We start from the raw sequence: 14,392 nt of genomic DNA, 5'->3' as shown, positions 1-14,392 counted from the left end.
GAAATGAATTTGGTCGACTCTGAAGTAAAGAACAACGTGCTTGAAGTGCGAAATCTAGAATCCGCTTATGGTCCAGTGATGGCATTGAGAGGCGTGAGTCTAGAGGTGCCGGAAGGTAAAGTTGTCACGATTTTGGGCGCGAATGGGGCAGGCAAGACGACGCTAATGAAGACCATCTCGGGTGTCATCAATCCTCGCAAAGGCGCAGTATGGTTCCACGGTGAGCGTATCGACGGCACTGAGCCTGATCGCTTGGTCAAAAAAGGATTGTCGCACGTACCCGAAGGACGCGAGGTATTTCCTTTTTTGAATGTCGCCGAAAACTTAGCGATGGGCGCTTATACTCGGCGTGACAAATCTGAGATACAGCGCGATGTCGAGATGATATATGAGTATTTTCCTATTCTAAAAGATCGCCGTACACAAGCTGCAGGCACGATGTCTGGTGGTCAGCAGCAGATGTTAGCTATTGGTCGAGGGCTGATGTCACGACCTTCTCTTATGCTGCTCGATGAGCCGTCTCTTGGGCTGTCTCCATTACTAGTACAAGAGATATTTGCCATTATTCGACGATTAAATAAAGAGCAAGGTGTGACGATCTTACTGGTTGAACAAAATGCCAGAGTTGCCTTGGCAGCAGCGGATTACGGTTACGTGTTAGAAACAGGGCGTATTGTCATGGCAGGCTCAGCGGACAAATTGATGCACTCTGATGATATTAAAGAGTTCTATTTGGGACAAACCAAAGATAACACTGCGGAAGCCACTCGGTGGAAACGCAAAAAGACTTGGCGATAATAATCATGACGACCTCCATTGATATTGATGTTAATGTTAATACTGAAAACAATACTTCACTTTCTCCTGCAGATGCGGCAGACATGAAAGAAACATCTGCTGCGCCAGTAACGTCTTACGATAATTCTAAAAATTATGATTACGATACGGGTCGAAAGATACACAATGCACCTTTCGATCATGCACCTCAAATCCTAGAAGGGTGCGATACGTTGAGCAAACTTTGGCGACAGGTTTGCTTGAGCCGAGGCGACAGGATTGCTCATCGCGAAAAGAGCTTTGGTATTTGGCAGAGTTATAGTTGGCTAGACTATTATCATCATAGCTGCGATATCGGTATGGCAATCGTCGAGCTTGGCCTGAGTAAAGGCGATACCGTTTCTATCTTAAGTGAAGACAATAAAGAATGGCTTTATTTTGATATGGGTGTCTGCGGCGTAGGCGGGATACCTAATGGTGTCTATACGACAGACAGTCCCGAGCAGCTTGCTTATATATTAAATGACAGCCACTCAAAGTTTCTGATTGTAGAAAACGATGAGCAATTGCATAAGTTTTTAGAGGTTCGTGAACAGACACCTTATGTCAAAAAAGTCATTGTCCTTGACCGCAAAGGCTTGCGTAGCCTAGAGGATGATCAGGTTGTTTTCCTCGATGAGCTATATACGATTGGACGAAGTGTTGATAACGCAAGAGAGCGTTTTAGCAATTATATCGATCAAGGTACACCTAATGACATACGTACTTTAATCTATACCTCTGGCACGACAGGTAACCCAAAAGGCGCTATCTTAACGCATGCCAATGTCCTCTTTGAGCTAAAAACAAGCATAGATATTCTTCCTATATTGCCTACTGATGAGCAGCTGTGTTTTCTGCCTCTATGCCATGTGCTTGAGCGTCTAACGTCAGTGGATTTGCCTATCCATCGAGGCTGTATCGTCAACTTTGCTGAGAGCACAGAGACGGTATTTGAGAATATGAAAGAGGTATCGCCTGATACTTTTACCGCTGTGCCCAGACTATGGGAAAAAATGTACGCCTCTATCAGTAATATGCGTAGCGACGCCAGTGCACTCAATGGCTGGGCTTTTGATCAAGCTATCAAAGCAGGTCATGACTATGCTGATATCGTGATGGCAGGCAAGACTCCTACGACAGGTCAGCGACTGCGTTACGAGTTTTGGAACAGACTGGTGCTATACAAAATCCGTGATCTGATAGGTATGAGCAATATTCGCCGTGCCACCACTGGTGCCGCGCCCATATCGCTAGATATTATCCGCTGGTTTCATGCGATAGGGGTGCCTATCTATGAAGGCTACGGCATGACCGAAAGTGCGGGCGTGATATCGGTCAATACGCCTGAAGCGCAGATGGCTGGCAGCGTAGGTAAGGCACTACCAGACTCTGAAGTCCGTATCGCCGATAATGGGGAGATACTCGTAAGAGGGGCGAACGTGTTTGCAGGCTACTGGAATAAGCCAGAAAAAACGGCTGAGGACTTACGTAATGGCTGGCTACATACGGGTGATGTCGGTGAGATTAGAGACGGTTATATATTCATCACGGGTCGTATCAAGGACATTATTATCACTGCAGGCGGCAAAAACGTCACACCAGCTGCAATTGAAAGCAAACTTAAATTCTCACCTTATATCTCAGATGCGGTCGTCATTGGCGATAAGCGGAAATATTTGACTTGTCTGATCATGATAGATCAAGAAAACGTTGAAAAATATGCGCAAGACAATCAAGTGATGTTTTCTGATTTTCGCTCGTTGTGTCACGCGCCAGAAGTTATCGCCTTGATAGATGACGTCGTACAGTCTGCTAACGAGACCTTAGCTCAGGTAGAAACCATAAAGCAATTCAGGCTTATTGATGTGCTGCTCAGTCCTGAAGATGACGAATTGACCGCGACGATGAAATTGAAAAGAAATTTGGTTGAGAAAAAGCATCACGCTCTCATCGACTCTATGTACTGATCTAGCCCGTTAATGCAGTTTAGTTTAGCACCGTTCAGCTTTTTTGAAGTCGTCTCAACCTCGAAAGTATTAATCTCAAGAGCATCAAACTAACAGCGACGGAGTCGCAAGGAGAAAGGCAATGAAATGGACATTCAAGACCACGCTACTAGCACTCACAGTCGGTACGATGGGTCTAGTGGGGTGTAGTGATCCAGAAACGACCGCAGCGACAGGCACTGATACTGAAGCTGCTACATCTACTTCTACAAGTGACATGCCAGTACAAGGCGTGACCGATACTGAAATTATCTTAGGCGGTGCAAATGATTTATCAGGTCCGTTCGCTGGATTTGGTAATCCTGCAGTCGCCGCCGCCAATATGTATTTCGATGAGGTGAATGCGGCAGGTGGGGTCAATGGTCGAAAGATTCGTTACATCGTCGAGGACCATTCTTATCAAGTACCAAAGGCCGTACAGTCTGCGAACAAATTGGTCAGCCGCGATAAAGTGTTTGCGATGTTGATGTCGCTTGGTACACCGCACAACTTAGCGAGCTTCCCTATTATGGATCGTGCCAATGTTCCTAGTATCATGCCGCTCACTTTTGCTCGGGCTATGCAAGAGGAAGGGGATTTCAATCGTCGCTATACCGCTGGTAGTACCTATTATGATTCAATAAAGCTAGGTATGGAGTACCTTATTGCCGAAAACAAAGTTAGCAATTTATGTGTCATGTATATTCCGTCAGACTACGGTGAAGAGACCAATGAGGCGGCTAAGGATATCAGCGATAACAATCCTAACGTCACGTTAGTTCAGTCCAGCTCACATCGTCCTGATGAAACCGACTTTGCTGGGGCAATGGCCAAGTTAAAAGACGCTAAATGTGAGCTTATCGCCTTATCTCTAACCATTCGCGGCGCTATCACCGCGGTCGGTACAGCAAACGCTATGGGCTGGAGTGATGTGAAATTTATCGCTCCTGTGACTGGTTTCCATCCTGCAGTTGCGGCGGCACCAGGCGGCGCAAGTGAAGGCCTATACTCTGTATCGTACTATAATGATTTGGCATTAAGAGCCAATGAGCCTGAGACTAAAGCTTGGGTTGAGAAGTTTGAAAAAGCCACAGGGGAGGAAGTATCAGCAGGTGCTATTCTTGGTTATCTAGCTGCCAAAGTGACCGTTGATGGTCTAACCGCAGCAGGTCCTGACTTAAATGCCGATACTTTCAACAAGGGTCTTGAGACTGTCAGTTTTGTCGATGGCGTCACAGGATCTACAGTTGCCATCACGCCTGAGAGCCATGTCGCGATTAATGATATCTACTTGTCACAAGTACAAAATGGTCAATGGAAAACAGTAACGCAGCTTAAATAATACATCCTAGATGTTTAGTGGATTTTCGATAGTAGCAAGCCATACATAAGTATGGCTTGTGTCGGTTATAAGCTTTAGGTTTGGTAATAATCTCATTTTATATGTTAACTATTTTATGATTATTTATAAGTCCAAAACCCTTCTCAATACAAAGTAAGCTACAGACAATAGAAATTGACTAGAGGGATGAGTCAGTTCCCTTATAGCAACTAGATTATTTGTGCCTAAACATACAGATGTACAGTGAAATTGTTATGTTTGGCTTTTGATGTCTTGCAACCGTCACGCTTATTTGTCAAACTAACGATGAGTGTCACACATTATGGAAGATGACTCTTATCGCTTACATGGGGCGCGTCATAGACGTTTGTCCGTGTAGGTCATAATAATTAAAAGGGACCCAACACTATGACTCAGAAATCATTTCCTATCTCAGCCGAGTTTATGGCTGCTGCCAATACCACACCTGATAAGTACCTTACAGACTACCAGCAATCTATCGAATCAGCCGAAGCAATTGATGCTTTTTGGGCGAAGCGTGCTGAGCTAATCGATTGGATAAAAAAACCGACCAAGGTCAGTAACGTCAATTATGACTTAGATGATTTTCGCATCAAGTGGTTTGAAGATGGTGAGCTGAACATTTCAGTCAACTGTCTTGATCGTCACCTCGAAGAAAACCCATATAAGCCTGCTATCATCTGGGAGGGTGATCACCCTTCACTGCACAAAATCATTTCTTTTAAAGAATTGCATGAAGCTGTCTGCCGTTTGGGTAACTCATTGCGCAAGCTTGGCGTTGTAAAAGGTGATCGCGTCACCTTGTATATGCCGATGATACCGGAAGCCATGGTAGCGATGCTGGCATGTGCGCGTATCGGTGCGGTGCATTCAGTGGTGTTTGGTGGTTTTTCTGCCGAGAGTCTGGGCAATCGCTTGATAGATAGTCGCTCAAAAGTTGTTATTACCGCTGATGAGGGGTTACGCGGCGGTAAGCACACACCGCTCAAAGCCAATGTCGATCACGCACTCGATATGGATGGCACTGAGAGTGTCGAAAAAGTCATCGTCGTTCATCGTACAGGTAACTCTATACCGATGAGTGGCCGCCGTGATGTGTGGTATCACAATTTGGTCGATGGTCAATCAGAGATTTGCGAGCCTGAAGTCATGAATGCCGAAGACCCGCTATTCTTATTATATACCTCTGGCTCTACTGGTAAGCCAAAAGGTGTCGTGCATACTACAGGCGGCTATATCACCTATGCTATCTCAACGTTCCGTGATGTTTTCGATATTAAAGAAGATGACGTCTACTGGTGTACGGCAGATGTGGGCTGGATTACCGGTCACACGTATTCAACCTATGCACCACTGGCCAATGGCACGACAACGGTAATGTTCGAAGGTGTGCCAGAACATCCAACATGGGCACGTATTGGTCATATTATCGATAAGCATGACGTGACTATCCTATATACCGCCCCAACAGCCATTCGTGCGATGATGAAAGAGGGCGATGCCTTTGTTCGAGAGTCGGATCGTTCTAGTTTGCGTCTGCTAGGGTCGGTCGGTGAGCCGATCAATCCAGAAGCGTGGGACTGGTACTACAATGTCGTTGGTGATGGTAAATGTCCTATCGTCGATACATGGTGGCAGACCGAGACTGGTGGCATCTTAATGGCGCCAATACCAGGCACGGTCGATCTCAAACCAGGCGCGGCAATGACACCACTATACGGCGTCAAACCAGAAATCGTTGATAGCGATGGTGCTATTTTAGAAGGTCCTGCAGAAGGTAACTTGGTGATCAGTAGCGGTTGGCCAGGGCAAATGCGTACTATCTACAATGACCATCCACGTTTCTTAAAGACTTACTTTAGCGATTATCCAGGTCATTATTTCACAGGTGATGGCGCTCAGCGTGACGAAGATGGGCATTACTGGATTACTGGTCGTGTCGACGATGTACTCAACGTAGCAGGGCATCGCTTGGGCACAGCAGAGATTGAGAGCGCCGTGGTTGCGCATCCTGCAACTGCTGAAGCTGCGATTGTCGGTATGCCGCATGAGATACGCGGTACAGGTATCTGTGCATTTATCATTCTAAAGTCAGGTGAAGAAAAGACCGACGATCTAAAAGCAGAACTAAAACGTCATGTGCGTGCCGAGATTGGACCAATTGCGACTTTAGATGCCATCTATATGGTTGATGCACTACCAAAAACGCGCTCGGGAAAAATCATGCGCCGTATCTTGCGTAACCTTGCAGCAGGGCAATATGTGGGACTGGGCGACCTATCTACGCTTGCCGATAGCTCAGTAATTAATGACTTGGTCGAAGAAGTCAAAGCGGGCCGTGGAGAGTAGTTCAGTCTGCTAACAAACCTGCAGTATTAAGGATAGTGATTCAATACTAGCCATTAATATATATTCATATATCAAAGTTAAATAAGAGCCATGTTATCGAGAATAGCATGGCTTTTTTACGTAGACGATATTGATATTGGCGCATTTTGAAGGTTCAATAATACTAACAAGATAACATCGCTACCATTTCAATTGACGAGTCACTCGGTACTTACTAGGTTAGATACTTAATATAGTAGCGACTCATAAATACTTTATAAGGTCTACTGTCATCATGACTGATCATGCTTCATGCTCAACTGTTCTATCTGACCCAAAAATCGCCATCATCGGTGGTGGCCTAACGGGATTGCTCTCAGCAACACTATTAGAGCGCGCGTCAAACCAATCAAGCTCGTCATCTAACACCCCACAAATCACTATCTTTGAAAAATCACGTAGTGTGGGCCGTTTAGCGACCCGCTATCGCCGCGATAGTGAGACTGATAAAAACTGGCAATGGTCGTTCGGTGCACAGTTTTTTACTGCGAAAACTGCCGACTTTCAACAGTTTATCGCGCCTTGGTTAGATACAGGGTTGCTACAGCCGTGGTGTGCCGAAGTGGTTGAGTTAACGCCATCAAGTGAAAATGGGCAACCGCCTAATATCCAAAGCAAAGAACAATGGGACGCGGTGCATGCACGCTATATCAGCACACCGAAAATGACCAGTTGGGGCCGTGAATTGGCCGCTGCGCTTAATCACACGACCATAGTATTTAAGACTCGTGTCGCACCGCTTGCTCAGTATTTGCAGTCTCAAAACCAGAAGCAGTCTCAGAACCAAACTTATAATCAAAACAGCAAGCAAACTGAGCTATTTGATGAAACTGGAGCCAGTCTGGGCTGGTTTGATTGGGTTATTTGCACAGCGCCAAATGGTCAGGCGTTAGAGTTGATGGCAGATAGTAAGTTTAGTCAGCAAGACAAAATTACTAAACCGCAAATGCAAGCCTGCTATACGCTGATGCTTGGTTGGGATGATGTACAAAAGCTACCTGAAACATTAAAGGGCCAACTAACACCGCAATGGGATGTCGCTTATTTAAATAGCACTATTCTCGATAGGATATTTATTGAGCATCAAAAGCCTGCTCATGGTGAACTACTACCAAGTGTCACCATTCATGCACGTAATGACTGGTCAGAATCCCACGTCGATGATGATATTGAGTTGGTAAAAGAACAATTATTACAGGCGGCAAAACAAGCATTGAACTGGAATGAGGACAGCGCACCTAGCCAAATAGACTGCCATCGTTGGCGCTATGCAGCTACTATCGTAAATAAGGATACTGAAGAGCTAGGCATCTTAATCGATGCAACCAAGCAATGGATCGTCAGTGGTGACTGGTGTGCAAAAGGTAATATTGAGAGCTGCTATCGAATGGCGCAGCAAACTGTTAAAGCAATCATGCAAACGCAGTAAGCGCAATATCCATGCTCATTATTTTGCATCGTTTAACGATATTTGGACAGTCGAAAACTCAACATTTAGCAAAATGTAAGCAAAAAAAGGCCCACAGAGGAGGTACTGTGGGCTGAGGAAAACGGGTCATGTATTAGCTACACAGGCCGTGGTCAAGAGTTGTTGTAATTATTGGTGCTCTCTACTGTTATTTATAAGGGTAATAATTATCAATACAATAGGTGGAGATATTTACTTAGCTATTAATATTTACTGATTTAAGTGTACAAGTGTTCTGGTACAGTCGCTATGATAGCGCAATTGAGTGCTGTCTGGCGGTTTTGGTTACAGTATATTACGTTGTAAAAATCCAAAAGACGCCAAGACTGGTATGAAGCATTGATATTTAGAGTAAGTAGCGGAGCTTTATGGTGAAATCATTCATAAAGGCTTCCAATAATTTCAATACCTTATGTCGATAGAAGGTCATCTAGTCAGCCTTGATACCTTTCTTGATATCTTTGATAACTCAATCGCTGCAGAGATGGCATGACGCCTTGTCCGAAAAATGCTAAGCTATCTGCCATTATTATGTTCATATTAAACTGGGTTTGCCATGACTGACAGCACGCATTTGCATACGCAGGAAGAACCGCCAAGTTCGCAAAATACCAAGAGTATTTTTAACTTGCCTAACAACCTTACGATTGCGCGTATCTTGATGATTCCGCTATTTGTCGCGATTGCCTATTGGCCGCCAGCTATGGGTATTGGTATGCCTGCGATTTCAGACAATGTCATTGCACGCGTTGGGATGAGCGAGTTTAGCGATAGTTTGTTGCGCCATTTATTATTGACTGGCGTCTTTATTATTGCCGCAATTACCGATTGGCTTGATGGATATTTTGCTCGTAAACTTAATGTCATGTCAGCCTTTGGTCGCTTTTTGGACCCTGTTGCTGATAAATTGATGGTAGCTGTAGCGCTCATTGTCCTTGTACAGTGGCATCCCAATATCATTATGGCGATAGCGGCTATCGTCATTATCTCGCGTGAAATCGCAGTATCAGCGTTACGTGAGTGGATGGCAGAGTTGGGTAAAAGCACTAGCGTCGCGGTATCTTATGTGGGCAAACTAAAGACCACGTTTCAGATGGTAGCGATTACCGTACTACTGCTTAATTGGCAGTCGCTTGAAACCATCGGTTATGTATTAATGGTCGCCGCTGTGATACTTACCTTATGGTCGATGATGATCTATCTAAAAGCTGCTTGGCCTTATTTAAAGCAAAGCGGATAATTCCATAAGACAAAAATAGTTAGCATAAAATTTAAACAATAAAAAACACCAGTCGCATTAGCCACTGGCGTTTTTGTTTTTGCTACTTATAAATCAGACAACTTATAGCGTCACTGAGTTGTTTTCACCCAAGTTAGTCGCTTTTTTGCCATCCATTACCGCAGCAGTGGTCATTTTAAACATGTTGACGACTGAGCTACCGCTTAACCAGTACTCGGCACCATGTGGGACGACTTTGATTAACTGGACATTTGGATCTTCTTTACCTTGCTCATAAAATGCATTGTAAATTGGCGACCATAGCTCATCTAGTTTCTCTTGGTCTTCGACCAATTCTGCTTTACCGTTAATTGAGACATAATCTTTTGAATCTTGACTGACATAGGCCAAGTTTACTTGTGGGTCTTTTTCAATATCTTTGATGGTCTCAGTGGTTTTATCACCAATAAACCAAATCTCTTTTGCGCCAATGCTCGTCTCGCTAGTGGTCATTGGGCAGGCATGTAAATGGCCTTCATGAGTACGAGTGGTCATCATGGCAAATTTCACTTCTTTTACCAGTTCTTGTACTTTATCGATATGGTCTTGTCTACTCATAATAAATTTCCTTTTTTATAGTGTTTTAATTGAGCTTATATAGCATTGTTTTAATTAGCCGAATTGAACAGTTGATTATTTATAGTAATTTTTCTTTAGGCTAGATATGTTTAACTCTTAAATATATATGTAAAGGTTAAACGTCATCGTCGCCTTGACAACTGAGACTAGAATACCGAGTTGTCACCCTATATTTATATAGGTTCCCAGTAATGCGATGTGAGTGTTTGTAAGGAATATGAAGGTTAGGTAAAAATTGTGACAGCGTAGGTTTGAGCGTTCTATTTTTCGATGGATAATTCAAAAACGACCTAAAAAGATACTTTTTTGAATTATCGATTTGCAAATAGTAAGTCGCGATAGAATGCAACTTATCGGCAATTTATCTTGGTTTAGACCTGCTTATTACAGGTCTTCTTGTTATAATACCCAGACCATTTACTTAGCATGGCAGAGATGCCTTGATCTTACGGATTATGCCTTTATGATGACCATCGCCGGACAACCGTTTCTTACCGATTTTCAGACGCAGCAACTCATCAGTCAGTTTCAGCAAAAAACCGAGCTAAATGTCAGTCAAATAAGTACACAGCAAGTGTATGTGCTATCACGAGAGCTATCTGGTGATGAACATAAAAAAGCGCTAGATTTACTGGCGGTTGACCAGTCAGCAACGCTAGATGCGCCGCAAGACAACCAATTACAAGTCATCGTTGGGCCACGTTTTGGTACGATATCGCCATGGGCAAGTAAAGCGACAGATATCTTTAATAACTGTGAAATCGAGATCAATCGTGTTGAGCGTGTCGTCGTTTATACGTTAACCCTCGATGAAAAAATAGACGGTGACGCAGGCGAAAAACTACCAGTAGACGCTGAGCAGTTATTGTTTGACCGTATGACTCAGAGCTTGGTTTATGATTTGAGCGATGTCAGCAAATTGTTTGACGATCAAGCGCCAGCCTCATTGAACCATGTTGATGTGATCGGACAAGGTCAGGCAGCGCTAGAGTCGGCCAATACCGAGTTCGGCTTTGCGTTATCAAGTGAAGATATTGATTATCTGATGAATGCCTATGTCAATGAGTTGAAACGCAACCCAACTGACGTTGAGCTGATGATGTTTGCACAAGCAAACTCAGAGCATTGCCGTCATAAGATCTTTAATGCCCAATGGACAGTCGATGGTGAAGTGCAGCCAAAGTCACTGTTCCAAATGATTAAAAACACGTACCAGTCGAACCCACAAGGTATCTTATCAGCCTATAAAGACAACGCCGCGGTCATGGCAGGGTCTGACGGCATGCGTTTTTATCCTATTCCAACCGACGCGATGGATGCCAATTCAATCCATCCTTACGACTTTCATCAAGAAAACATCGATATCTTAATGAAAGTTGAGACGCACAATCATCCGACAGCGATTGCCCCGTATTCGGGTGCGGCAACAGGTGCGGGCGGTGAGATTCGTGACGAAGGCGCGACTGGTCGCGGTGGTAAGCCAAAAGCGGGTCTAACAGGATTCCACGTGTCACATTTGCATATCCCAGAGCTTAGCGAAAAGTGGGAGCAGTCAGGTCAGTTGAGCACGCAGGATTATGGTACGCCAGATCGTATGGCAACCAGCCTTGAGATCATGACCGAAGCGCCATTAGGCTCAGCCAATTTCTCAAACGAGTTTGGTCGTCCAAACCTATGCGGTTACTTCCGTAGTTTTCAGCTAGACACTTCTGCGGCAAAAGACGGTAGCGAGATGCGTGGCTATCATAAGCCAATCATGCTGGCAGGTGGTTACGGCAATATCAAACGCAATCTGATTGAAAAAAATGCAATCAAAAAAGGCGATTTGCTAATTGTTCTTGGTGGCCCTGCGATGCAAATCGGTCTGGGCGGCGGTGCCGCATCGTCAGTCGATAGTGGTGACCTTGATGAAGGCTTAGACTTTGCCTCAGTTCAGCGCGATAACGCTGAGATGGAGCGTCGTTGCCAAGAAGTCCTTGATCGCTGCTGGGCCTTAGCTGGTAATGAAGAGTCGGGCGATGATGTCGATGTAAGCAATAACAGTAAAGACGGCAACCCAATCGTTTCACTACATGATGTAGGGGCAGGTGGTCTGTCTAATGCTATGCCAGAACTGGTCAATGACCATGAAATGGGCGCGCATCTGAACTTGCGTAAGATTCCATCGTTAGAAGCTGGCATGTCACCAATGGCTATCTGGTCAAACGAAGCGCAAGAGCGTTATGTGCTAGCGATTCGCCCAGAGAGCAAAGATCAGTTCGATGCGATCTGTGCCCGTGAGCGCTGCCCATATGCCATCTTGGGCGAGGCGACGGATATCCGTCAGCTAATCGTTGATGATGAGCTGTTGGATGAGCAACCAGTCGATATGCCGATGCAAGTACTGCTCGGCGGTACACCGAAAATGCAGCGCAGCTTTGAGCGTACTGAGGGCACGTTACCAGCATTAGAGCTTGGCGATGTCAACTTAGCCGAATCAATCACCGATGTATTGCGTCACCCAACTGTCGCTAGCAAATCATTCTTGATTAGCATTGGTGACCGTTCTATCACGGGTATGGTCGTGCGTGATCAGTATGTGGGTCGCTATCAAGTGCCTGTATCAGATTGTGCGGTGACGGCTTCTGGCTTGGTGGCGCTAGATGGTCAGCCAATGACTGGCGAAGCCATGAGTGTCGGTGAGCGTACGCCTGTTGCGCTTATCAGTCCAAAAGCCTCTGCGCGTCTAGCGGTCGGTGAAGCGATTACTAACATCGCTGGTGCGCGTATCGCTCAATTGTCTGATATCACGATGTCAGCGAACTGGATGGCCGCGTGTGGTGATGACGTAGAAGATGCTGCATTGTTCGACGCGGTACATGCCGTCGGTGAAGAGCTATGCCCAGCACTCGGTATCGCTATCCCAGTCGGTAAAGACTCGCTATCGATGCGTGCTAACTGGACTGACAATGCCAACGAGAATAGTGAAAATAAAGACAAGTCAGTTGTGTCACCAATGAGTTTGGTCGTGACGGCGTTTGCGCCTGTCGTTGATGTCGCAAAAACGCTAACCCCTGAGCTAATCAATGGCGATAGCGCGTTCTACCGTATTGACTTGTCAAAAGGTAAATTGCGTTTAGGCGGTTCAATCCTTGCGCAAACACTTAGCCAATTGGGTAACGATTGCCCAGATTTAGCGCAACCAAGCGACTTGATCGACTTCTTTAACTTTATCCAAGCGGGTAATGAGCAAGGTGTCATCAGTGCCTATCACGATATCGGTGATGGCGGTCTATTAGCGACCATCGCAGAAATGCAGTTCACCAGCCGTCAGGGTATCAAGCTGTCATTAAATGATGACAACTTACTCGGTCAGCTGTTCAGCGAAGAGTTGGGCGCGGTCATCCAAGTATTGCCAGAAAACGTCGCGGCTCTAATGCAATTGGCAGAGCAAAACAACGTCAGCGATATGCTAAGCCTCGTCGGTCAAAGCTCTGAAGAAGACAGCTTACTAATCCAAACGCCAACGCTCATGGGTGATGACACCTTACGCTTTAGCCGTGCTGAATTACAGCAAGCGTGGACGCAGGTCAGCTATCAAATCGCGCGTCGCCGTGATAATCCAGCCTGCGTACAGCAAGAGTATGACTTGATTAGCGACGCGAGCCATAAAGGTCTTATCGCTGCACCAAACTTTGATCTGAATCAAAAGGTTGAAGCGCCATATTTAGCGAGTCGTGACAATAAACCAAGAGTCGCTATCCTGCGTGAGCAAGGCGTCAACGGTCAGACGGAAATGGCAGCAGGCTTTACCCAAGCTGGCTTTGAAGCGGTCGATGTCCACATGAGTGACCTACTCAGTGGTCGTATCAACCTACGTGACTTCGACGGTTTGGTCGCTTGTGGTGGCTTTAGTTATGGTGATGTACTCGGCGCAGGCTCTGGCTGGGCGAACTCTATCTTGTTCCATGACGAGCTACGCATGCAGTTTGTGCGCTTCTTTGCCCGTCCTGATACCTTTAGCTTGGGTGTCTGTAATGGTTGCCAGATGATGGCTCAGTTAAAAAACCTCATCCCAGGTGCAGAAAACTTTCCACGTTTCGTCGCTAACAAATCAGCTCGATTTGAAGCGCGTACTGTCAATGTCAAAATCGAGCGTACCAAGTCGATCCTGTTCAAAGGTATGCAAGACAGTATCTTGCCAATCGCGGTGGCGCATGGTGAAGGCTATGCCACACTAGACAATACCGAAATCGACGGTATGGCAAACCACGGTCAGCTAGCGATGCGTTATGTCGATAGCCAAGGTCATCCAACCGAAACCTATCCGCTCAATCCAAACGGCTCGCTCGGCGGTGTCACGGGTCTGTGTAGCACTGATGGTCGTGTGACGATTATGATGCCGCATCCTGAGCGTAACCTAAAAGCGTATAACCATAGCTGGAAACCAGAAGAGTGGGATGAAGACGGCGCGTGGATGCGTATGTTCCGTAACGCCCGCGCTTGGTTTAGATAGGCTAAGTTGGTTTAGA

Annotated in this window: 8 protein-coding genes; 7 read left to right on the top strand and 1 reads right to left on the bottom strand. The window is 45.6% G+C overall.

What is annotated here, in order from left to right:
• The first annotated feature begins 3 nt into the window (after window positions 1–3).
• The 6 genes from QL898_RS02215 (at window position 4) to pgsA (ending at window position 9,263) form a co-directional block, all read left to right on the top strand.
• Window positions 4–798, top strand: coding sequence for an ABC transporter ATP-binding protein (locus tag QL898_RS02215; protein WP_037032897.1), 795 nt, complete (start codon window positions 4–6; stop codon window positions 796–798).
• 5 nt (window positions 799–803) lie between these two features.
• Window positions 804–2,786, top strand: a complete 1,983-nt coding sequence (locus QL898_RS02210) for a long-chain fatty acid--CoA ligase (protein ID WP_290175641.1) — start codon at window positions 804–806, stop codon at window positions 2,784–2,786.
• 121 nt (window positions 2,787–2,907) lie between these two features.
• Window positions 2,908–4,146 carry an ABC transporter substrate-binding protein gene (locus QL898_RS02205; protein WP_057758082.1) on the top strand — a complete coding sequence of 413 codons (1,239 nt, stop codon included), beginning with the start codon at window positions 2,908–2,910 and terminating at the stop codon, window positions 4,144–4,146.
• Window positions 4,147–4,554: 408 nt separating this feature from the next.
• Window positions 4,555–6,516, top strand: coding sequence for an acetate--CoA ligase (gene acs / locus QL898_RS02200; RefSeq protein WP_290175640.1), 1,962 nt, complete (start codon window positions 4,555–4,557; stop codon window positions 6,514–6,516).
• 274 nt (window positions 6,517–6,790) lie between these two features.
• A complete protein-coding gene (locus QL898_RS02195; RefSeq protein ID WP_290175639.1) occupies window positions 6,791–7,984 on the top strand; it encodes an NAD(P)-binding protein in 1,194 nt (397 codons plus the stop codon).
• Window positions 7,985–8,579: 595 nt separating this feature from the next.
• A complete protein-coding gene (gene pgsA, locus QL898_RS02190) occupies window positions 8,580–9,263 on the top strand; it encodes a CDP-diacylglycerol--glycerol-3-phosphate 3-phosphatidyltransferase (protein ID WP_057758088.1) in 684 nt (227 codons plus the stop codon).
• Between the two features lie 102 nt (window positions 9,264–9,365).
• On the opposite strand, the gene QL898_RS02185 is transcribed toward pgsA, so the two are convergent.
• Complete coding sequence (locus QL898_RS02185) at window positions 9,366–9,860, bottom strand: pyridoxamine 5'-phosphate oxidase family protein (protein WP_057758090.1); 495 nt, start codon at window positions 9,858–9,860, stop codon at window positions 9,366–9,368.
• Between the two features lie 484 nt (window positions 9,861–10,344).
• Here QL898_RS02185 and purL point away from each other — a divergent pair, with 484 nt between their 5' ends.
• On the top strand, window positions 10,345–14,376 hold the full coding sequence (gene purL, locus QL898_RS02180; protein ID WP_290175638.1) for a phosphoribosylformylglycinamidine synthase: 4,032 nt from the start codon (window positions 10,345–10,347) through the stop codon (window positions 14,374–14,376).
• The last annotated feature ends 16 nt before the right edge of the window (window positions 14,377–14,392 follow it).

The organism is Psychrobacter sp. APC 3279 (assembly GCF_030407795.1).
GTDB lineage: Bacteria > Pseudomonadota > Gammaproteobacteria > Pseudomonadales > Moraxellaceae > Psychrobacter.
Note: the sequence above shows the minus strand (reverse complement) of the source record. Positions and strands in the feature narration are given on the sequence as shown.